Here is a 21,568-nt window from a genome sequence, read left to right on the forward strand (position 1 = left end):
TGACGACATGCGCACACTCGGATCAGGCGACATCATCTACATCATCATGGCGGTGCGCTGGACGCTGCTGCTCTCGCTCGTCGCCTTCCTCGGCGGCGCGCTGGGCGGGGCGCTGGTGGCGCTCGCCCGCAGCGGCGAATACAAATGGCTGCGCTTCGCCTCGGCTGGCTACATCAAGCTCTTCCAGGGCACGCCGCTGCTGATGCAGCTCTTCCTCGCCTTCTTCGTGCCCGGGCTGTTCGGCTGGTCGGTCGACCCCTGGACGGCGGCGGCGCTCGGCCTGTCGCTGCATGCCAGCGCCTTCCTCGGCGAGATTTGGCGCGGCGCCATCGAGGTCGTGCCGCGCGGACAATGGGAAGCGGCGACCTCGCTCGGCCTGCGCTACTGGCCGAAGATGATGCTCGTCATCGCGCCGCAGGCCGTCCGCATCGCAATTCCCCCGACGATCGGCTTCCTGGTGCAGCTCATCAAGGGCACTTCGCTCGCTTCGATCATCGGCTTCGTCGAGCTGACACGCGCGGCGCAGATCATCAACAACGCGACCTTCCGGCCCTTCACGGTCTTCGCGCTCGTCGCGCTGCTCTATTACGTCATCTGCAGGCCGCTCTCGGCCTACAGCAAAAGGATGGAGCAAAAGCTCCTCGTCGCCGCCCGCTGAAGGCGGCGATGCAATTCAGCCTGTCCCAGAGGAGAACGTCCCCATGTCCCTGTTTAAATCGATTTGCCGCCGCGGCCTCGGCACGCTGGTCTTCGCCGGCCTTGCCGCCGCCGCGCTCAACGTCGCCCCGGCGCAGGCCGCTACCCCTGACGAGATCAAGGCCCGCGGCAAGCTGATGGTCGGCGTGCTGACCGACTACCCGCCCTTCGGTGGCACCGACGCCCAGCAGCAGCCGGCCGGCTACGACGCCGATGTCGCGGCGCTGATGGCCAAGGCGCTCGGCGTCAAGCTCGAGCTCGTCCCGGTCACCGGCCCGAACCGCATCCCTTATCTGCTGACCAACAAGGTCGACCTGTTGATCGCCACCTTCGGCATCACCCCCGAGCGTCAGAAGCAGGTGCTGTTCTCCAACCCCTACAGCACGCTGACGATCTATGTGCTGGCCCCCAAGAGCCTGAACGTCAAGACGCCGGAGGATCTGAAGAACGTCACGATCAGCGTCGCGCGCGCCTCGACGCAGGACATCGCGATCAGCAATGTCGCCCCTCCCGGTACCCCGCTGAAGCGCTATGATGACGACGCGACCGCGCTTCAGGCCCTGATCTCCGGGCAGGTCCAGGGCATGGGCGCCAGCAACACCATCCTCGCCCAGCTCAACAAGGATTATCCGCAGCTCGGCATCGAACCCAAGATCACGCTCAAGGAACAGGCCAACGGCATGGCCTTCCGCAAGGCCGATACCGCGCTGGCCGAGTTCTCGAACAAGTTCATCGCCGAGATCGAGGGCAACGGCGAACTGTCCAAGATCAACCAGAAATGGTTCGGCATGCCGCTGCCGAAGCTGCCGCCGATGCCGCAGTTCGAAGGCACCAAGTGGTGATCGCTCACGGGGCCTGACGGCTTCTGAAACCGGATGCGCCCGGTCCTGTGCCGGGCGCATCTCCAACTGAACCAGAACGGCTTTTGCAGATGTCCGCGACCGCTCCCTCCGCCGGCGACCATGAGATCGGCGACGTGATCATCGAGATGCGTCATGTCGACAAATTCTATGGCGACTTCCATGTGCTGCGCGATATCGACCTCACCGTCTCGCGCGGCGAGCGCATCGTCATCTGCGGGCCCTCCGGCTCGGGCAAGTCGACCCTGATCCGCTGCCTGAACCAGCTCGAGGAGCATCAGAAGGGCGATATCGTCATCGACGGCACGACGGTCCATGCCGGGCTGAAGGGCATCGAGGACATCCGCCGCGAGATCGGCATGGTCTTCCAGAGCTTCAACCTGTTCCCGCATCTGACCGCGCTGGAGAACTGCACGCTGGCGCCGATGAAGGTGCGCGGCATTGCGAAGGCTGAGGCCGAGGCGAACGCCCGCAGGATCCTGGAGCGCGTCCATATCCCGGAGCAGGCCAACAAATATCCGGTCCAGCTCTCCGGCGGCCAGCAACAGCGCGTCGCCATCGCCCGCTCGCTCTGCATGAACCCCAAGATCATGCTGTTCGACGAGCCGACTTCGGCGCTCGACCCCGAGATGGTCTCCGAGGTGCTCGACGTGATGGTCGAGCTCGCCGAGAGCGGCATGACCATGCTCTGCGTCACCCATGAGATGGGCTTTGCCCGCAAGGTCGCCGACCGGGTGATCTTCATGGACGCTGGCGAGATCGTCGAGGTCGCGCCGCCCGAATCGTTCTTCTCGGCGCCGCAAAACGAGCGCACCCGCAAATTCCTCGGCCAGATCCTGAAGCACGGCGAGAGCCACTGAGCGGCGAACCGCGCCCGAAGAACAAGGCGCTGCGATATCGGGCTGGACACGGCATGCGGCCCGCTATTGTAGAGTGCGCCGCCGTCCCATGGCGGCGCACCAGGGAATGGAATGCGACATGTCTGCCAAAGCCGACTGGGATGCCAATCAGTATCTGCGCTTCGAGGACGAGCGGACGCGCCCGCCGCTCGATCTGATCCAGCGCGTCGGGCTTCGGGCGCCGACGCGTTGCATCGATCTCGGCTGCGGCCCCGGCAACAGCACGGAGCTCGTCGCGGCCCGCTTTCCCGATGCCGAGGTGACGGGGCTCGATTCCTCGCCCGACATGATCGAAAAGGCGCGCAAGCGCTTGCCGCAGCTCTCCTTCGTGCTGGCGAATCTCGACGATTGGTCGGCCGGCCCTGACTACGATTTGATCTTCGCCAATGCGGTGCTGCAATGGCTGCCGGACCATGCGAGCCTGTTTCCCCGGCTCGCGGGTGCGCTGAAGCCCGGCGGCCAGCTCGCCGTGCAGATGCCGAACAATCTCGCCGAGCCCTCTCACGTTGCCATGGCCGAGACCGCGGCGGAAGGGCCCTGGGCGGGGCGTCTCGTCGAGGCCGCCGCAGCGCGGGCGCCGATGGGCAGTTTCTCTGATTATCGCCGCTGGCTCGCGGAGGCCGGCTGCACCGTCGATCTCTGGCAGACCACCTATGTCCACGCGCTGGCTGGCCATGACGCGATCGTCGAATGGTTCAAGAGCACCGCTCTGAAGCCCTATCTCGACCCGCTGCCTGCGGATGAGCGCGAGGGCTTCCTCGCACGCTACAAGGAGCGGATCGCGCCCGCCTATCCGGTCGAGCCGGACGGCAAGGTGCTGCTGCGCTTCCCCCGCCTGTTCATCCTCGCGACTAGGGCCGGGGCCTGACCGACAGGCTGGCCCCCGGCCATTGCCGCGCCGACTCACCAGGGCCGGCGCGGCCCGGTGTCGATATGGATCAGCCCGTTCCAGTAGACTTGGTTGCCGCCGACCTCCGGCAGTGACCGCGCCCATTCCAGCACGACGCGCGGCTTCACGCCGGGCACGCGGAAATCCATCGCCTCGCAGCGCTTGTGATAGGAGCCGCGCCGCGCCCGCCAGGGCGGCCGCCAGGTCGAGGTCACCTTCACCGCGCCGTACCTGTCGACGATCTTGCCGAGAATCAGCTTCAGCCGCTGCGGCAGGCAGGCGGTCGACGTGCCTGGATCGGTGGAGATGCCGGGCCTGTCGGCCTTCTCGTTCGGGTCGAATGCCGGCTCCGCGCCGGCCTTCTGCCCGGGGGTGAGCTTCGGCCATTCCGGCCCCTCATCCTCGTCCGGCCCGTCGGCCATGGGCGCGGTACCCTCTGCGGGCGGTGTTTCCGATGCAGGCGTTCCGCCGGCTGCGGGCGTTTCCGTCGATGGCGCGGCTGGCGGCGTCTCTGCGACGGCGGGGCTTGCCGGCGTCTCCTGCGCCGGGCGCGGCGCGGGTGGCACGACGATCGGCGGCAGTTTCGGCGTGCCTGCCAGATCGAGATCGAAGGGACGTTGCGGCGGCTGGGGCGCACGCACGCTTTGACCGTCCTGGGCGCGGGCTTCGGCGGCAAGGAGCAGGGCTACGGCGAACGCCAGGCTCGCCGGCAGGCAGGCGAGCGGCTTCACGCCGGCCGGGCTCCGCGCGGTGTTGCGCCGCAGGATGGCCGGGAGGGGGAGCGCATGGAGGGCCTTTCAAAAAAGCGTCCGCCCGCGGGCGATTCGGGCAGGGTGAACGAATTGCTGTGGGTTCCCAACGCGAAAAACACGCGCTTCCGGCCGAATTTTGCCTCATGGCCGTGGGAGGGAGAGCGGAGGCGGTGCGATTTTGCCGCATCCTGCGCCGCATACAACCCGCCCACGCGATTGTGCGGCGCGGCGGAGTCTTGCTTCATTCTAATCGAGGGTCTAAGCGAACGGGGCGGTGAGCCGTTGTGCGGCCGCGCGAAGCGAGTTCGACGATGCAAGCTCTTCCGGTGCATTCCCTTCTGACCGACTACCTGCCGCTGGTGCTGTTCATCGGCGTCTCGGCGGTGATCGGGCTGGCGCTGCTGATCGCCCCCTTCGCGATCGCCTATTCGAAGCCTGACGCCGAAAAGCTCTCGGCTTACGAATGCGGCTTCAACGCCTTCGACGATGCCCGCATGAAGTTCGACGTGCGGTTCTACCTGGTCGCGATTCTCTTCATCATCTTCGATCTCGAGGTCGCGTTCCTGTTCCCCTGGGCCGTCGCCTTCGGCGGGCTCGGCTGGTATGGTTTCTGGTCGATGATGGTCTTTCTCGGCGTGCTCACCGTGGGTTTCATCTACGAGTGGCGCAAGGGCGCGCTGGAGTGGGACTGACCTGATCGTGAGGCGGTTTTCCGTTTTCTGTCAGGCAGACTAGACGTTCACGAGGATTAGGACATGGCAGTCACAGCGATCGATCGTGGTGATCCGCTCGTCGCGCAGGCGCCGAGGGGTTTGCTCGGTCCGGACGGCAAGCCCGTCGGGGCGCGTGATCCCTTCTTCGTCGAGATCAACAACGAGCTGGCCGACAAGGGCTTCCTCGTCACCGCGACGGACGATCTGATCAACTGGGCCCGCACCGGCTCGCTGATGTGGATGACCTTCGGCCTGGCCTGCTGCGCCGTCGAGATGATGCAGCTCTCGATGCCGCGCTACGATGTCGAGCGCTTCGGCTTCGCGCCGCGCGCCTCACCGCGCCAGTCCGACGTGATGATCGTGGCGGGCACGCTGACCAACAAGATGGCTCCGGCCCTGCGCAAGGTCTACGACCAGATGCCGGAGCCGCGCTACGTCATCTCGATGGGCTCCTGCGCCAATGGCGGCGGCTATTACCACTACAGCTATTCGGTGGTCCGCGGCTGCGACCGCATCGTCCCGATCGACATCTACGTTCCGGGCTGCCCGCCGACGGCCGAGGCGCTGCTCTACGGCGTGCTGCTGCTGCAGAAGAAGATCCGCCGCACCGGCACGATCGAGCGCTGAGCGCTCCATCGGTCGATGCGGCAGGCGATGAAGGTGAGACGATGAGCGAAGCGCTCGAAAAGCTCGGTGAAGAGATCATGACTGCGCTGCCCGGCGCGGTCACGGAGGCGGTCGTCGCTTTCGAGGAGCTGACGATCCATGCCGAGGCGGCTTCGATCGTCGAGGTCCTGCGCACGCTCTACAGCGACCCGCGCTTCCGCTTCGTGAACTTCACCGACATCGCCGGGGCCGACTATCCCGGCCGCGAGAGGCGATTCGACGTCGTCTATCACCTGCTCGCGCCGCACCATAACCGGCGCATCCGCGTCAAGGTCCAGACCGACGAGGCGACGCCGGTTCCCTCCGTCGTCGACGTCTTCCCGGCGGCGAACTGGTTCGAGCGCGAGGCCTACGATTTCTACGGCATCCTGTTCACCGGCCATCCGGATTTGCGCCGCATCCTCACCGATTACGGCTTCGAGGGCTATCCGCTGCGCAAGGACTTCCCGCTGACCGGCTTCGTCGAGGTTCGCTATGACGACGAGCAGAAGCGCGTCGTGTACGAGCCGGTGAAGCTGAACCAGGAATTCCGCAACTTCGATTTCCTCTCGCCCTGGGAAGGCACGGATTACGTGCTGCCGGGCGACGAGAAGGCGAAGGGGGCGTGATGGCGTCAGGCCACCAAACCCTGTCCGGCGGCTGTCTCTGCGGCGCGGTGCGCTTCACCGCGACGCCCGAGAAGCAGGAGATGGATGTCTGCCATTGCGGCATGTGCCGGAAATGGAGCGGCGGCGTCTTCATGGCGGTGCCGTGCTCCGGCGTGTCCGTGGCGGACGAGCAGGCGCTCGAGGTCTATCCGTCTTCCGACTGGGGTGAGCGGGTCTTCTGCAGGACCTGCGGGTCGAGCCTGTTCTGGCGCCTGCGCGAAGGTGCGGACGGCCATGTCGCGGTGGCCTTCCAGGCCTTCGACGACCAATCGTCCTTCGACTTCGTCGCGGAGATCTTCATCGATGACAAGCCGGCGCTCTATGCGTTTGCCGGCGAGCGGCCACGACTGACCGGGGACGAATTCCTGGCCCGCGTCGCGGCAAAGCAGGGCGGCACGGCATGACCGAGCACAACATCCGCAATTTCTCGATCAATTTCGGCCCCCAGCATCCGGCTGCGCACGGCGTGCTGCGCCTGGTGCTGGAGCTCGACGGCGAGGTGGTCGAGCGCGTCGATCCGCATATCGGCCTGCTGCATCGCGGCACCGAGAAGCTGATCGAGGCCAAGACCTATCTCCAGGCCGTGCCTTATTTCGACCGGCTCGACTATGTCGCGCCGATGAATCAGGAGCATGCCTTCGCGCTCGCGGTCGAGCGCCTGCTCGGCATCACGGTGCCGCGCCGTGGCCAGCTCATCCGCGTGCTCTATTCCGAGATCGGCCGCATCCTCTCGCACATCCTCAACGTGACCACGCAGGCGATGGATGTCGGCGCGCTCACGCCCCCGCTCTGGGGCTTCGAGGAGCGCGAGAAGCTGATGGTCTTCTACGAGCGTGCCTGCGGCGCGCGCATGCATGCGGCCTATGTCCGGCCGGGTGGCGTCCATCAGGACCTGCCGGTTTCGCTGATCCACGACATCGCCGAATGGTGCGACCCCTTCCTCAAGGTCTGCGACGACCTCGAAGGGCTGCTCTCCGACAACCGCATCTTCAAGCAGCGCAACGTCGATATCGGCGTGGTCGATCTCGAGACCTGCTGGAAATGGGGCTTTTCGGGCGTGATGGTGCGTGGCTCCGGCGCGCCCTGGGATCTGCGCAAGTCGCAGCCCTATGAATGCTACGAGGAGATGGAATTCGACATCCCCGTCGGCAAGAACGGCGACTGCTTCGACCGCTATCACATCCGCATGGAAGAGATGCGCCAGTCGGTGCGCATCATGAAGCAGTGCTGCGAGAAGCTGCTGGCGCCCGATGGCGGCGGCCCGGTCTCTTCGCTCGACGGCAAGGTCGTGCCGCCCAAGCGCGGCGAGATGAAGCGCTCGATGGAGTCGCTCATCCACCATTTCAAGCTCTACACCGAGGGCTACAGGGTGCCGGCCGGCGAGGTCTATGCGGCCGTCGAGGCGCCCAAGGGCGAGTTCGGCGTCTATCTGGTCTCCGACGGCACCAACAAGCCCTATCGCTGCAAGATCAAGGCCCCGGGCTTCGCCCATCTCCAGGCCATGGATTTCATGTGCCGCAAGCACATGCTCGCCGACGTCTCCGCGATCCTCGGCTCGCTGGACATCGTGTTCGGGGAGGTCGATCGGTGAGATTGGCCGCTGCCTTGATGGGGCTGGTTGGGTGCGCAATCGCCGCGAGTGGCGCGTCGGCGCAGGGCCGTCCGACCTATCAGCAGCTTGAGAAGGCCGGATTTCGCTATGTTGCCAAGGATCAGCCCGGCTATGTGAGCTGGTGCTCCTGGATTTATGTCCGCCGTTGTACGGATCCGGTCTTCAGCTGCAGCTGCGGCGGCCAGGATCCGAATTACGGGCGTTGTGTGCCGGCTCTGCCGCGTGCCGCCGCCCAATATCGAAGCTATTGCCAGGGTTGAGAAAGCCGAATGTCCGTCCGTCGTCTCGCACCTGATCCTATCCAACCGGCCTCCTTCGCCTTCACTGCGGCGAACGAGAACTGGATCGACCAGCAGATCGCCAAGTACCCCGAAGGCCGCCAGGCTTCCGCCGTCATCCCGCTTCTGTGGAAGGCGCAGGAGCAGGAGGGCTGGGTCTCGCGCGCCGTGATCGAGACCGTCGCCAAGCGCTTGGGCATGGCGCCGATGCGCGTGCTGGAGGTCGCGACCTTCTACACCATGTTCAACCTGCAGCCGGTCGGCGAGTATTTCGTCCAGCTCTGCGGCACGACGCCCTGCGCGCTGCGTGGCGCGGAAGCGCTGAAGAAGGTCTGCGAGGACGTCATCGGCCCGCAATCGACCGTGACCGCCGACGGCAAGCTCTCCTGGCTCGAAGTCGAGTGCCTTGGCGCCTGCTGCAACGCCCCGATGGCGCAGATCAATGTCGATTACTACGAGGACCTGACGCCGGCGAATTTCCGCCAGCTTCTCGACGATCTCCGCAACGGCCGCGCCACCAAGCCCGGCCCGCAGAACGGCCGCACCGGCTCCGAGCCGGAAGGTGGTCCGCAGACCCTGACCGACAAGGCCCTCTATGACGGCTCGATGATCGGCGCGGGCGACTGGCAGAAGCGCATCGCCGAGCAGCGCAAGGCTGCCGCCGAAGCCGCCGCCGCCAAGGCCGCCGCCGAGGCAGAAGCCAAGAAGGCCGCCGAAGCCGAGGCCAAAAAGGCCGAAGCGACCCCGGCAGCCATTGCCGAGAAGCCTGCGACGGAGACGGCCGCTGCCGCTCGCCCGCAGCCCTCGTCGCCGGCCCAGCCCTCCAGCGCTGCGAACGACACGCCGGCTGCCAAGGGCAAGGTCGAGAAGAAGGATGTCGCCGAGGCTGCCAAGCCCGCGGGAGCGGACAAGGCCGCCGCGACCGACGAGAGCAAGCCCGAACTGCTGACCGCCGCGCGCGACGGCAAGGGCGACGATCTCGAACTGATCTGGGGCGTCGGGCCGAAGCTTGGCAAGATGCTCAACGAGATGGGCGTCTGGCATTACGACCAGATCGCCAAATGGACACCGGCGGAGCTCGCCTGGGTCGATGCACGGCTGACCGGCTTCAAGGGCCGGGCGCTGCGTGACGACTGGATTGCTCAGTCGAAGAAGCTCGCGACGGGCTGGCGCCCGGAGTCGAAGCTTGGCGACAAGCCGGCAGAGTGAGGCACTAGGACATGCTCGCAGATCGCGACCGCATCTTCACCAATCTCTACGGCCTGCATGACCGCTCCCTGAAGGGCGCGATCCAACGCGGCGGCTGGGATGGTACCAAGTTCATCCTGGAGCAGGGCCGGGACTGGATCATTGACGAGATGAAGAAGTCCGGCCTGCGCGGTCGTGGCGGCGCCGGCTTCCCGACCGGGCTGAAATGGTCGTTCATGCCCAAGCAGAGTGACGGGCGCCCGCACTACCTTGTCGTCAATGCCGACGAGTCGGAGCCGGGCACCTGCAAGGACCGCGAGATCATGCGCAACGACCCGCATACGCTGGTCGAGGGCTGCCTGATCGCGTCCTTCGCCATGGGCGCGCATGCGGCCTATATCTACATCCGCGGCGAATATATCCGCGAGCGCGAAGCGCTGCAGCGCGCCGTCGACGAGGCCTATGCGGCCAAGCTCATCGGCAAGGACAACGTCCACGGCTATCCCTTTGATCTCTATGTGCATCACGGCGCCGGCGCCTATATCTGCGGCGAAGAGACGGCGCTGCTGGAGAGCCTCGAAGGCAAGAAGGGCATGCCGCGGCTGAAGCCGCCTTTCCCCGCCAATATGGGCCTCTATGGCTGCCCGACCACGGTGAACAACGTCGAGTCGATCGCGGTCGCCCCGACCATCCTGCGCCGCGGTGCCGCCTGGTTCTCTTCGATCGGCACGCCGAACAATGTCGGCACCAAGCTGTTCTGCGTCTCCGGCCATGTGAACAAGCCCTGCAACGTCGAGGAGGCGATGGGCATCCCGTTCCGCGAGCTGATCGACAAGCATTGCGGCGGCATCCGCGGCGGCTGGGACAACCTGAAGGCGGTTATCCCCGGCGGTTCCTCGGTGCGCATGGTCCCGGCCGAGCAGATCATCGACACGCCGATGGATTTCGACTCGCTCTCCAAGCTGCGCTCCGGCCTCGGCACGGCGGCGGTGATCGTGATGGACAAGTCGACCGACATCGTCCGCGCCATCGCCCGCATCAGCCATTTCTACAAGCATGAGAGCTGCGGCCAGTGCACGCCCTGCCGCGAGGGCACGGGCTGGATGTGGCGCGTCATGGAGCGCATGGCCGAGGGCCGCGCCCAGAAGCGCGAGATCGACATGCTGCTCGACGTCACCAAGCAGATCGAGGGCCACACCATCTGCGCGCTCGGCGACGCCGCGGCCTGGCCGATCCAGGGCCTGATCGCGCATTTCCGGCATGAGATCGAGCAGCGCATCGACGACTATGCCGCCAACCCGCACAGCGAGCCTGTGCGCCTGATGGCGGCGGAGTGAGACCATGACCAAACTCGTCATCGACGGCATTGAGGTTGACGTCCCGGCCGATTACACGGTCCTCCAGGCCTGCGAGGCGGCTGGCGCCGAGGTGCCGCGCTTCTGCTTCCACGAGCGCCTCTCCATCGCCGGCAATTGCCGCATGTGCCTCGTCGAGGTGAAGGGCGGCCCGCCGAAGCCGCAGGCCTCTTGCGCCATCGGCGTGCGCGATTTGCGCCCTGGCCCGAACGGCGAGCCGCCGGTCGTCTCGACCAAGTCGCCGATGGTCAAGAAGGCGCGCGAGGGGGTGATGGAGTTCCTCCTCATCAACCACCCGCTGGACTGCCCGATCTGCGATCAGGGCGGCGAATGCGACCTGCAGGACCAGGCCATGGCCTTCGGCGCGGAAACCTCCCGCTTCGCCGAGAACAAGCGCGCCGTCGAGGACAAGTATATCGGCCCGCTGGTCAAGACGACGATGACGCGCTGCATCCAGTGCACGCGCTGCGTCCGCTTCACCACCGAGGTTGCCGGCGCCTCCGATCTCGGCGCCATCGGCCGAGGCGAGGACATGGAGATCACGACCTATCTCGAGCACGCGATGAGCTCTGAATTGCAGAGCAACATCGTCGATCTCTGCCCCGTCGGCGCGCTGACCTCCAAGCCCTACCAGAACAAGGCCCGGCCCTGGGAGCTCTCCAAGACCGAGAGCATCGACGTGATGGATGCGGTCGGCTCGGCCATCCGCGTCGACTCGCGCGGCAAGGAAGTGATGCGGATCCTGCCCCGCCTCAACGAGGCGGTGAACGAGGAGTGGATCTCCGACAAGACCCGCCATATCGCCGACGGTCTCAAGACCCAGCGCCTCGACCGGCCCTATATCCGCGAGAACGGGCGCTTGCGCCCCGCGAGCTGGACGGAGGCCTTCGCTGCCGTCGCCAACAAGGTGAAGGCCGCGAGCCCAGAGAAGATCGGCGCCATCGCGGGCGATCTCGCGGCCGTGGAGGAGATGTTCGCGCTGAAGGCGCTGATCGCCTCGCTCGGATCGGTCAATCTCGACGCCCGCCAGGACGGCACCAGGCTGCATCCGAAATTCGGCCGCGCCTCCTACGTGCTCAACGCTGGCATCGCCGGCATCGAGCAGGCGGATTCGCTGCTCATCATCGGCTCGAACCCGCGCCGCGAGGCGCCGATCCTGAATGCCCGCATCCGCAAGCGCTGGCTGCGCGGCAATTTCAAGGTCAGCGTCATCGGCGAGAAGGCCGATCTGACCTATGCCTATGACTATCTCGGCGCTGGCCCGGAGACGCTGGCCGATGTCGTGAAATCGGCCCAGGCCGGCGAGGGCAAGGCGATGGTGCTGGTCGGGCAGGGCGCTCTGACCCGCACTGACGGTGAGGCTGTGCTCTCGCTCGCCGCCAAGGCGGCGCAAGCGCTCGGCGCTGTCCGCGAAGGCTGGAACGGTTTTGGCGTCATCCACACCGCGGCGTCGCGTGTCGGGGCGCTCGATCTCGGCTTCGTGCCGGGCGAGGGCGGTTTGGACGCCGCTGCGATGGTCAAGCCGGGCGCGCTCGACGTGCTCTTCCTGCTCGGTGCCGACGAGATCGAGGTGCCGGAAGGCGCTTTCGTCGTCTACCAGGGCACGCATGGCGATAAGGGCGCCCATCGCGCCGACGTCATCCTGCCGGGCGCGGCCTATACCGAGAAGTCCGGCACCTATGTGAACACGGAAGGCCGTGTGCAGATGGGCGACCGCGCCACCTTCCCGCCGGGCGATGCCCGCGAGGACTGGGCGATCCTGCGCGCGCTCTCGGCGACGCTGGGCAAGACGCTGCCCTTCGACTCGCTCGCCGGCCTGCGCAAGGCGCTCTATGAGGCGCATCCGCATTTCGCGGCGCTCGACGCCCTGCCGGCCAATGACGCTTCGGAGATCGGCAAGCTCGCCGGCCTCGGCGGCAAGACCGACAAGGCGGGCTTCGTCTCGCCCGTCGCCGATTTCTATCAGACCAACCCGATCGCGCGTGCCTCCGCCATCATGGCGGAATGCTCGGCGCTGGCCTCGGGCCGGCACCAGCAGGCGGCGGAGTAACCGGCCATGAACTGGGACCTCGTCCTCGATATCGCGATCGTTCTCGGCAAGAGCCTGCTGCTGCTGGTCTGCCTGCTGGTCTTCATCGCCTACATCCTGCTGGCCGACCGCAAGGTCTGGGCGGCGGTGCAACTGCGCCGCGGCCCGAACGTGGTTGGTCCCTGGGGCCTGTTCCAGAGCTTCGCCGACCTGATCAAGTTCGCGCTCAAGGAGCCGATCATTCCGTCCGGCGCCAACAAGGGCATCTTCCTGCTGGCGCCCTTCATCTCCTGCCTCCTGGCGCTCGGCGCCTGGGCGGTGATCCCGGTGGCGGAAGGCTGGGCGATCGCCGACATCAATGTCGGCGTGCTCTACATCCTCGCGATCTCCTCGCTCGGCGTCTACGGCATCATCATGGCCGGCTGGGCTTCGAACTCGAAATACCCGTTCATGAGCGCGCTGCGCTCGGCGGCGCAGATGGTGTCCTACGAGGTCTCGATCGGCTTCGTCATCATCACCGTGCTGCTCTGCGTCGGCTCGCTCAATCTCTCGGCCGTGGTCGAGGCGCAGCAGAACCGGGGCCTCGCCCATGCGCTGGGCGTGCCGTGGCTCTCGATCCTGAACTGGTACTTCATCCCGCTCTTCCCGATGTTCGTGGTCTTCTTTGTTTCGGCGCTGGCCGAAACGAACCGGCCGCCCTTCGATCTGGCCGAGGCGGAATCCGAGCTCGTGGCGGGCTTCATGGTCGAGTATTCCTCGACGCCGTACCTGCTGTTCATGCTCGGCGAATACGTGGCGATCATGACCATGTGCTCGCTGACCACGATCCTCTTCCTCGGCGGCTGGGCGCCCCCGGTCGCGCTGCCGCCCTTCACCTGGCTGCCCGGCGTGTTCTGGTTCGCGCTCAAGGTCTGCCTGGTGTTCTTCATGTTCGCGCTGGTGAAGGCCTTCGTGCCGCGCTACCGCTACGACCAGTTGATGCGCCTGGGCTGGAAGGTCTTCCTGCCGCTCTCGCTCGCCTGCGTGGTGATCGTGGCGCTGGTGCTGCAATTGACGGGCTGGGGCCCGGTCGGCGGATGAGTTGGGCCGGCCCGCTCGGCGCCCTGATCGGCTTCGGGCTGGGCCTGCTGGAATACCGGCTGATCTCGGCCGTGGTGATCGGGGCGCTCCGGCGCACGGATCGCTCGGAGACGCAGGCCGAGAAGGATGATTACGAGCGCCGTATCCGCATCCTGCGGGCGGCTCTGGTTGTGATGACGATCGGCTTGATGCCGGTCCTGGGTTTCGTGATCGGCCGGACGCTGTTCGGCTGAGGATGGAAGGACGAAGGCGATGTCACTCGCGCAAGCCGCAAGGGGCCTGCTGCTGAAGGAGTTCGTCGGGGCGATCGGGCTCTCGATGCGCTATTTCTTCAAGCCGAAGGCGACGCTGAACTACCCGTTCGAGAAGGGCCAGCTCTCGCCGCGCTTCCGTGGCGAGCACGCGCTGCGCCGCTATCCGAACGGCGAGGAGCGCTGCATCGCCTGCAAGCTCTGCGAGGCGATCTGCCCGGCGCAGGCCATCACCATCGAGGCCGGCCCGCGCCGCAACGACGGCACGCGCCGCACCACCCGTTACGACATCGACATGACCAAATGCATCTATTGCGGCTTCTGCCAGGAAGCCTGCCCGGTCGATGCCATTGTCGAGGGGCCGAATTTCGAGTTCGCGACCGAGACCCGCGAGGAGCTGTTCTACGACAAGGACAAGCTGCTCGCGAACGGCGCGCGCTGGGAACGCGAGATCGCGCGCAACATCGCGATGGACGCGCCTTATCGGTAGTTGAAGCGCCGTCATGCTCGGGCTTGACCCGGGCATCTCTTGCCGGAGATTCTCGGGTCAAGCCCGAGAATGACGCCCTTAGAACGAGACCAGACCCGCCGTGCGGTTGTCCCGCCCGGCGGGCCTGATTATAGACGCTCCAAATTGCTCGGGGTCTTTTGAGTCCCGGAGCACGAACCAAACGAGGACCGCGCCGAAAAGGGGCGGGAAGGGCTGGCCGAGATGAATGCCGCAGCGGCTTTCTTCTATCTCTTCGCAGGCATTACCGTGGCATCCGCCTTTATGGTGGTGACCTCGCGCAATCCCGTGCACTCGGTGCTCTATCTGATCCTGGCCTTCGTCAACGCGGCCGGGCTGTTCATGCTGCTCGGCGCCGAGTTCCTCGCGATGCTGCTGGTCGTCGTCTATGTCGGCGCGGTCGCGGTGCTCTTCCTCTTCGTGGTGATGATGCTCGACGTCGATTTCGCCGAGTTCCGCCAGGGCTTCCTGAACTACCTGCCGATCGGCGCGCTGATCGGCTTCATCTTCGCCGTCGAGCTCCTGATGGTCGTCGGCGCCTGGGTCATCAACCCGCAGCTCGTCAAGGCGCCGGTCGCCGCGATTCCCGGCGGGATCACGAATACCGAGGCGCTCGGCCGCGTGCTCTACACGCAGTACATCTACTACTTCCAGGCGGCCGGCCTCGTGCTGCTCGTCGCCATGATTGGCGCGATCGTGCTGACGCTGCGCGAGCGCCACGGCATCAAGCGCCAGCACGTCCCGACCCAGAACGCCCGTACCAAGGCCGCGGCGATGGAGGTCAAGCAGGTGCCCTCGCGCGCCGGCGTTCCCGAGGAGATGGCATGATGATCGGACTGGGCCACTATCTCGCCGTCAGCGCGATCCTGTTCACGCTCGGCGTGCTCGGCATCTTCGTCAACCGCAAGAACATCATCGTCATCCTGATGTCGGTCGAGCTCATCCTGCTCTCGGTCAACATCAACTTCGTCGCCTTCTCGAGCTTCCTGGGCGACATCGTCGGCCAGGTCTTCGCGCTGCTCGTGCTTACGGTGGCGGCGGCGGAGGCCGCGATCGGTCTCGCCATTCTCGTCGTCTACTTCCGCAACCGCGGCTCGATCGCGGTGGAAGACATCAACATGATGAAAGGCTGAGCGTCGCAAGGCGCCTGGACCTCACGGACATGTATCACCTGATCGTCTTCCTCCCCCTCATCGGCTTCCTGATCGCCGGGCTCTTCGGCCGGCTGATCGGCGCGCGCGGCTCCGAGATCGTCACGACCTCGCTGCTCATCGTCTCGGCAGTGCTGTCCTGGGTCGCCTTCTTCCAGGTCGGCTTGGGTTCGGGCACGACGCGCATCCAGGTCGCGAACTGGATCTCCTCTGGTGCCCTGCAGGTCGACTGGGCCTTCCGCATCGACACGCTGACGGCGGTGATGCTGGTCGTCGTCAACACCGTGTCGTCGCTCGTGCACCTCTATTCCATCGGCTACATGCACGAGGATCCGCACCGGCCGCGCTTCTTCGCCTATCTCTCGCTGTTCACCTTCGCCATGCTGATGCTGGTGACGGCGGACAACCTCGTCCAGATGTTCTTCGGCTGGGAAGGCGTCGGTCTCGCCTCCTACCTGCTGATCGGCTTCTGGTACCAGAAGCCCTCGGCCAATGCCGCGGCGATGAAGGCCTTCATCGTCAACCGCGTCGGCGATTTCGGCTTCCTGCTCGGCATCTTCCTGATCTTCGTGCTCTTCGGCGCGGTCACCTTCGACTCGATCTTCCCGCGCGTCGGCGAGATGGTCGGCAAGCCCTTCCATTTCCTCGGCTATGACTGGAATGCGCTGACGCTGACCTGCCTGCTGCTGTTCATGGGCGCCATGGGCAAGTCGGCGCAGTTCCTGCTGCACACTTGGCTGCCGGACGCGATGGAAGGCCCGACCCCGGTCTCCGCCCTCATTCATGCCGCGACGATGGTCACGGCCGGCGTCTTCATGGTCGCGCGCCTCTCGCCGATCTTCGAATACGCTCCGGTCGCGCTCACCGTCGTTGTCGTCATCGGCGCCACCACGGCCTTCTTCGCCGCGACGGTCGGCCTCGTGCAGAACGACATCAAGCGCGTCATCGCCTATTCGACCTGCTCGCAGCTCGGCTACATGTTCGTCGCGCTCGGCGTCGGCAATTACGGCGCCGGCATCTTCCACCTGTTCACGCACGCCTTCTTCAAGGCGCTGCTCTTCTTGGGCGCCGGCTCGGTCATCCACGCGATGCACCACGAGCAGGACATGCGCCATATGGGCGGCCTGCGGAAGCATATCCCCTTCACCGCCGCCGCCATGACCATCGGCACGCTGGCACTGACCGGCTTCCCTGGCTTCGCCGGCTACTTCTCCAAGGACGCCATCATCGAGAGCGCCTATGCCTCGGTGGCGCATGGCGGCTTCGCCTCGTCCTACGCCTTCGTCCTGCTGGTCGTCGCGGCCTGCATGACCTCCTTCTACTCCTGGCGGCTCTATTTCATGACCTTCGAGGGCGCGCCGCGCTGGGGCCATGGCCATGGTTCACATGGTCACGACGATCACGCGCACGCCGCTCACGGCCACGATGACCATGCGCATGACGATCACGGCCACGGCCATGATCACACCCCGCATGAGAGCCCCTGGGTGATGCTGCTGCCGCTCGCCCTGCTTTCGCTGGGCGCGGTCGCTGCCGGCTATGTCTTCAAGGAGTACTTCATCGGCCACGACTTCGAGCATTTCTGGAAGTCGGCGCTGTTCATGGGCAAGGACAACCACATCCTGCACACCATGCATGAAGTGCCGGGCTGGGTGGTCTGGTCGCCCTTCGTGGCGATGGCGATCGGCTTCGTGCTGGCCTACTGGATGTATGTCCGCCGGCCGGACATCCCGGGCAGGCTCGCGGCAGCGAACCCGGTTCTGTACCGGTTCCTGCTCAACAAATGGTACTTCGACGAGATCTACGACTTCCTGTTCGTGCGCCCGGCGAAGTGGCTCGGCCGCTTCCTCTGGAAGAAGGGTGACGGCTTCGTCATCGACGGCTTCGGTCCGGACGGCGTCTCGGCCCGCGTCGTCGACGTCACCAACCGCGTCGTGCGTCTGCAGACCGGCTATCTCTACCACTATGCCTTCGCCATGCTGATCGGCGTCGCCGGGCTGGTGACCTGGTATCTCGTGACCCGCGGGTGAGATGATGTTCGGTTTCGGTATTCTCACCGGTCTCCTGATCCTGCCGCTGGTCGGCGCTGCCTTCATCCTGGCGCAGCGCGGCGACGAGGCTTCGGTCGCTTCAAACGCCCGCTGGGCGGCGCTGGTCACGACGGTGCTGACCTTCGTGCTCGCCTGCGTCGCCTGGAGCCGCTTCAACCCGGCCGATCCCGGCTTCCAGCTCGTCGAGAGCCATGGCTGGATCTCGGAGTCGATCCGCTTCAAGCTCGGCGTCGACGGCTTCTCCTTCCCCTTCATCGTGCTGACGGCGTTCCTGATGCCGTTCTGCATCCTCGCTTCCTGGACCTCGGTCGAGAAGCGGGTGGCGGAGTACATGGTCGCCTTCCTGGTGCTGGAGACGCTGATGATCGGCGTCTTCGCGGCGCTCGACCTCGTGCTGTTCTACCTGTTCTTCGAGGCCGGCCTGATCCCGATGTTCCTGATCATCGGCATCTGGGGCGGCAAGCGGCGCGTCTACGCCTCCTACAAGTTCTTCCTCTACACGCTGCTCGGCTCGGTGCTGATGCTGCTGGCCGTGATGGCGATGTACTGGAACGCTGGCACCACCGACATTCCGGCGCTGCTCGCCCACCAGTTCCCGGCCGGCATGCAGAAATGGCTCTGGCTCGCCTTCTTCGCCTCCTTTGCGGTGAAGATGCCGATGTGGCCGGTCCATACCTGGCTGCCTGACGCCCACGTCGAGGCGCCCACCGCCGGCTCCGTCATCCTGGCGGCGATCCTCCTGAAGATGGGCGGCTACGGCTTCATCCGCTTCTCGATCCCGATGTTCCCGGAGGCGTCGCATGATTTCGCGCCGCTGGTCTTCGCGCTCTCCGTCATCGCCATCGTCTACACCTCGCTGGTGGCGCTGATGCAGGAGGACATCAAGAAGCTGATCGCCTACTCCTCGGTGGCGCATATGGGCTTCGTCACCATGGGGCTGTTCACCCTGACCCCGCAGGGCATCCAGGGCGCCATGTTCCAGATGATGAGCCACGGCCTCGTCTCGGGCGCGCTCTTCCTCTGCGTCGGCGTGATCTACGACCGGATGCACACCCGCGAGATCGCCGCCTATGGCGGGCTGGTGAACCGGATGCCGCTCTACGCCGTGGTCTTCATGGTCTTCACCATGGCCAATGTCGGGCTGCCCGGCACGGCCGGTTTCGTCGGCGAGTTCCTGACGCTGCTCGGCGCCTTCCGCGCCAATCCCTGGGTCGCCTTCTTCGCGACGTCGGGCGTCATCCTCTCGGCGGGCTATGCGCTCTGGCTCTATCGCCGCGTCGTCTTCGGTGAACTGGTGAAGCCCGAGCTCAAGGACATCAAGGATTTGAACGGCCGGGAGATCGCGATCCTCGCTCCGCTGGTCCTGCTGACGATCTGGTACGGCATCCAGCCCCACACCATCCTCGACGCCTTCGCGGCGCCGACCGAAATGCTCATCAAGAACTATCAGGCCGCGCTGACCGTCGCGAAGACGGCCATGCTCGCCGCGCAGTAAGGTCTCGGACATGGCTCTGCCCGCTCTCGGCCCGGCCTTGCCGGAAATCATCCTGGCGCTCGGCGCCATCGCCATGGTGCTGATCGGCGCCGTCCGCGGCGAGCGTGCCGGCCGCCTGCTGGAAGGCCTGGCGCTTGTCCTGCTTGCCGTGGCGCTCGTGGTGGTCGTCTCGGGCGAGGGCAGACTCCTGACCTTCAACGGCGGCTTCGTCGCCGACGGCTTCGCCCGCTTCATGAAGGTGCTGACGCTGCTGGGCGCTGGTGCGACCATCCTCCTGGCCTCGGAGACGCTGCGCCGTCAGGGCGTGATGCGCTTCGAGTTCCCGATCCTGATCGTGCTCTCGACCATCGGCATGATGATGATGATCTCGGCCAACGATCTCATCAGTCTCTATGTCGGCCTCGAATTGCAGTCGCTGGCGCTCTATGTCGTCGCCGCCTTCGACCGCGACAATGCCCGCTCCACGGAAGCCGGCCTCAAGTACTTCGTGCTCGGAGCGCTCTCCTCCGGCATGCTGCTCTATGGCGCCTCGCTGACCTATGGCTTCACCGGAACGGTGACCTTCCCGGGCATCGCGGCGGCGACGCAGGGCGGCCATGCCGGCCTCGGTCTCGTCTTCGGCATCGTCTTCATCGCCGCCGGCGTCGCCTTCAAGATCTCGGCCGTGCCGTTCCATATGTGGACGCCGGATGTCTATGAGGGCTCGCCGACCCCGGTCGCCGCCTTCTTCGCCTCGGCGCCCAAGATGGCGGCGATGGCGATGGTGATCCGCGTCTTCATCGGCGCCTTCCCCGGCGCGATCCATGACTGGCAGCAGATCATCATCTTCATCTCGATCGCCTCGATGGCGCTCGGCGCCTTCGCCGCGATCGGCCAGCGCAACATCAAGCGCCTGCTCGCCTATTCCTCGATCGCGAATATGGGCTTCGCACTGGTCGGCCTCGCCGCGGGCACGGCCGGCGGCGTGCAGGGCGTGATGACCTATATGGCGATCTACCTCGCCACCACGCTCGGCGCCTTCGCCTGCGTGCTGATGATGCGCCGCGACGGCAAGCTGGTCGAGGACATCAACGAGCTTGCCGGCCTCTCCCGGACGAGCCCCTGGATGGCCTTCGCGCTCTCGATGATGATGTTCTCGCTCGCCGGCATCCCGCCGCTCGCCGGCTTCTGGGCGAAGTTCTACGTCTTCCTCGCCGCGATCGACGCCAAGCTCTACACGCTCGCCGTGGTGGGCGTCCTGACCAGCGTCGTCGGCGCCTATTACTATCTGCGCCTCGTCAAGGTGATGTATTTCGACGATCCGAAGCCGGCCTTCGAGCGCTCGGATCTCGGCGTGCGCACGGTGCTGTTCGTCTCGGCCGTCTTCGTGCTGGCGCTGTCGCTCGTGCCGGCACCGCTCTTCGACTCGGCTGCGGCTGCGGCGAAGTCGCTGTTTTGAGTGATGCGGGCCGTCATGCTCGGGCTTGACCCGAGCATCTCGCGAAGGAGAGGCGGCTTTTCCGGCCTGAGATTCTCGGGTCTGCTCTTCGCTTCACCCGAGAATGACGGGGGCATGTCGTCTCCGTGCGTTGTGCCCCATGCTCGGTGAAGCCGCCCGCGCTGCCGGCTACCGGCTGATCATCCGCGACGAGGTCGGCTCGACCATGGAGGAGGCCCGCCGCGCCCTGCATCAGGGTGAGCCGGGCAGGCTCTGGATCGTCGCCCGGAGCCAGAAGGCCGGGCGCGGGCGTCACGGCCGGCAATGGGGTTCGCCGCCCGGCAACCTCTACGCCAGCCTGTTGCTGACCGACCCGTGCGAGCCGGCGCTGGCGCCGCAGCTCGGCTTCGTCGCCGGGCTCGCCTTGCATGATGCCGCCTCGCAACTGCTCGGCCCCGCCGCCGGCGGGCTCAAGCTGAAATGGCCGAACGACCTGCTGCTCGGCGGCGCCAAGACGTCGGGCCTGCTGCTCGAAGGCGAAAGCCGGGCAGGGAGGCTCAACGTGATCCTCGGCTGCGGCGTCAACATCGCCTCCTGCCCGACGGACACGCCCTATCCGGCGACTTACCTGAAGACCGCCGCGCCCCGCGCGAATGTCGAGGCGATGCTGCTCGCACTCAGCGACGCCTGGGCGAAGCGCCACGCCGTCTGGTCGCAACCCGGCGGTTTCGGCCCGATCCGCGCCGCCTGGCTCGAGCGTGCCGCCTTCCTCGGCGAAACCATCACGATCCGTTTGCCGGAAGGGCCGCTTGCGGGCCGTTTCTACGGCCTCGATCCGACCGGCCGCCTCGAGCTCGAAACCGAAACCGGCCGACGCCTGATCGATGCGGGCGATCTGTTCTTCGGGGCGCCCTGAGGTGGCGGGCGGCAATGCTGGCCTGCCGCGACACGACCGTGCTAAAGGACATTTCCGGTTCAACGCGGTCATCCCGGACGGCCAAGGGACGACCCGGGATCCATGCCGGAACGCC

At 65.9% G+C, this 21,568-nt stretch carries 22 protein-coding genes; 21 read left to right on the forward strand and 1 reads right to left on the reverse strand.

What is annotated here, in order from left to right; translation table 11 throughout:
• The first annotated feature begins 7 nt into the window (after positions 1–7).
• The 4 genes from AB6806_RS05015 to tam all read left to right on the forward strand — a co-directional run bounded on the left by AB6806_RS05015 (position 8) and on the right by tam (position 3,323).
• Positions 8–658, forward strand: coding sequence for an amino acid ABC transporter permease (locus tag AB6806_RS05015; protein ID WP_038367723.1), 651 nt, complete (start codon positions 8–10; stop codon positions 656–658).
• 43 nt (positions 659–701) lie between these two features.
• Entirely contained in the window at positions 702–1,538 is an 837-nt protein-coding gene (locus AB6806_RS05020) for a transporter substrate-binding domain-containing protein (RefSeq protein ID WP_051988452.1), read from the forward strand.
• An 89-nt stretch (positions 1,539–1,627) separates the two neighbouring features.
• Positions 1,628–2,416, forward strand: a complete 789-nt coding sequence (locus tag AB6806_RS05025; RefSeq protein WP_081925630.1) for an amino acid ABC transporter ATP-binding protein — start codon at positions 1,628–1,630, stop codon at positions 2,414–2,416.
• Between the two features lie 118 nt (positions 2,417–2,534).
• A complete protein-coding gene (tam, locus tag AB6806_RS05030) occupies positions 2,535–3,323 on the forward strand; it encodes a trans-aconitate 2-methyltransferase (protein WP_248312447.1) in 789 nt (262 codons plus the stop codon).
• Between the two features lie 35 nt (positions 3,324–3,358).
• On the opposite strand, the gene AB6806_RS05035 is transcribed toward tam, so the two are convergent.
• Complete coding sequence (locus AB6806_RS05035; RefSeq protein ID WP_112762096.1) at positions 3,359–4,075, reverse strand: DUF882 domain-containing protein; 717 nt, start codon at positions 4,073–4,075, stop codon at positions 3,359–3,361.
• A gap of 332 nt (positions 4,076–4,407) precedes the next feature.
• Between AB6806_RS05035 and AB6806_RS05040 the strand changes: the two genes are divergently transcribed.
• From AB6806_RS05040 to AB6806_RS05120, 17 genes are all read left to right on the forward strand, one after another.
• The gene (locus AB6806_RS05040) at positions 4,408–4,788 is read left to right on the forward strand and encodes an NADH-quinone oxidoreductase subunit A (RefSeq protein WP_370954217.1); all 381 of its coding nucleotides are present in this window, start codon (positions 4,408–4,410) and stop codon (positions 4,786–4,788) included.
• A gap of 63 nt (positions 4,789–4,851) precedes the next feature.
• Complete coding sequence (locus AB6806_RS05045; protein WP_038367718.1) at positions 4,852–5,436, forward strand: NuoB/complex I 20 kDa subunit family protein; 585 nt, start codon at positions 4,852–4,854, stop codon at positions 5,434–5,436.
• 41 nt (positions 5,437–5,477) lie between these two features.
• Positions 5,478–6,083 (forward strand): NADH-quinone oxidoreductase subunit C, encoded by a 606-nt coding sequence (locus AB6806_RS05050; protein WP_142020822.1) that lies wholly within the window; start codon positions 5,478–5,480, stop codon positions 6,081–6,083.
• Positions 6,083–6,526: a GFA family protein gene (locus AB6806_RS05055; protein WP_142020823.1), complete on the forward strand. Its 444-nt coding sequence runs from the start codon at positions 6,083–6,085 to the stop codon at positions 6,524–6,526. Before AB6806_RS05050 ends, AB6806_RS05055 begins: the two co-directional genes overlap by 1 nt.
• Positions 6,523–7,713, forward strand: a complete 1,191-nt coding sequence (locus AB6806_RS05060; protein ID WP_112762099.1) for an NADH-quinone oxidoreductase subunit D — start codon at positions 6,523–6,525, stop codon at positions 7,711–7,713. Before AB6806_RS05055 ends, AB6806_RS05060 begins: the two co-directional genes overlap by 4 nt.
• 290 nt (positions 7,714–8,003) lie before the next feature.
• On the forward strand, positions 8,004–9,221 hold the full coding sequence (nuoE, locus tag AB6806_RS05065; RefSeq protein WP_370954218.1) for an NADH-quinone oxidoreductase subunit NuoE: 1,218 nt from the start codon (positions 8,004–8,006) through the stop codon (positions 9,219–9,221).
• An 11-nt stretch (positions 9,222–9,232) separates the two neighbouring features.
• The gene (gene nuoF, locus AB6806_RS05070) at positions 9,233–10,537 is read left to right on the forward strand and encodes an NADH-quinone oxidoreductase subunit NuoF (protein ID WP_370954219.1); all 1,305 of its coding nucleotides are present in this window, start codon (positions 9,233–9,235) and stop codon (positions 10,535–10,537) included.
• A 4-nt stretch (positions 10,538–10,541) separates the two neighbouring features.
• Positions 10,542–12,605, forward strand: coding sequence for an NADH-quinone oxidoreductase subunit NuoG (gene nuoG, locus AB6806_RS05075; protein WP_370954220.1), 2,064 nt, complete (start codon positions 10,542–10,544; stop codon positions 12,603–12,605).
• A gap of 6 nt (positions 12,606–12,611) precedes the next feature.
• On the forward strand, positions 12,612–13,664 hold the full coding sequence (gene nuoH / locus AB6806_RS05080; protein WP_038367703.1) for an NADH-quinone oxidoreductase subunit NuoH: 1,053 nt from the start codon (positions 12,612–12,614) through the stop codon (positions 13,662–13,664).
• Entirely contained in the window at positions 13,661–13,897 is a 237-nt protein-coding gene (locus AB6806_RS05085; RefSeq protein WP_038367700.1) for a hypothetical protein, read from the forward strand. Before nuoH ends, AB6806_RS05085 begins: the two co-directional genes overlap by 4 nt.
• Positions 13,898–13,916: 19 nt before the next feature.
• The gene (gene nuoI / locus AB6806_RS05090; protein ID WP_038367698.1) at positions 13,917–14,405 is read left to right on the forward strand and encodes an NADH-quinone oxidoreductase subunit NuoI; all 489 of its coding nucleotides are present in this window, start codon (positions 13,917–13,919) and stop codon (positions 14,403–14,405) included.
• Between the two features lie 222 nt (positions 14,406–14,627).
• Positions 14,628–15,251 carry an NADH-quinone oxidoreductase subunit J gene (locus AB6806_RS05095; protein WP_133564098.1) on the forward strand — a complete coding sequence of 208 codons (624 nt, stop codon included), beginning with the start codon at positions 14,628–14,630 and terminating at the stop codon, positions 15,249–15,251.
• Positions 15,248–15,556 (forward strand): NADH-quinone oxidoreductase subunit NuoK, encoded by a 309-nt coding sequence (nuoK, locus tag AB6806_RS05100; RefSeq protein WP_038367693.1) that lies wholly within the window; start codon positions 15,248–15,250, stop codon positions 15,554–15,556. Before AB6806_RS05095 ends, nuoK begins: the two co-directional genes overlap by 4 nt.
• Before the next feature lie 29 nt (positions 15,557–15,585).
• Positions 15,586–17,604 (forward strand): NADH-quinone oxidoreductase subunit L, encoded by a 2,019-nt coding sequence (gene nuoL, locus AB6806_RS05105; protein ID WP_133564100.1) that lies wholly within the window; start codon positions 15,586–15,588, stop codon positions 17,602–17,604.
• Between the two features lie 4 nt (positions 17,605–17,608).
• Positions 17,609–19,120, forward strand: a complete 1,512-nt coding sequence (locus AB6806_RS05110; protein WP_038367688.1) for an NADH-quinone oxidoreductase subunit M — start codon at positions 17,609–17,611, stop codon at positions 19,118–19,120.
• A gap of 10 nt (positions 19,121–19,130) precedes the next feature.
• On the forward strand, positions 19,131–20,558 hold the full coding sequence (gene nuoN, locus AB6806_RS05115; protein ID WP_370954221.1) for an NADH-quinone oxidoreductase subunit NuoN: 1,428 nt from the start codon (positions 19,131–19,133) through the stop codon (positions 20,556–20,558).
• A gap of 139 nt (positions 20,559–20,697) precedes the next feature.
• Positions 20,698–21,453: a biotin--[acetyl-CoA-carboxylase] ligase gene (locus tag AB6806_RS05120; protein WP_370954222.1), complete on the forward strand. Its 756-nt coding sequence runs from the start codon at positions 20,698–20,700 to the stop codon at positions 21,451–21,453.
• Positions 21,454–21,568 lie beyond the last annotated feature (115 nt).

This window comes from Allobosea sp. RCC_152_1 (assembly GCF_041360765.1).
Lineage (GTDB): Bacteria > Pseudomonadota > Alphaproteobacteria > Rhizobiales > Beijerinckiaceae > Allobosea > Allobosea spartocytisi.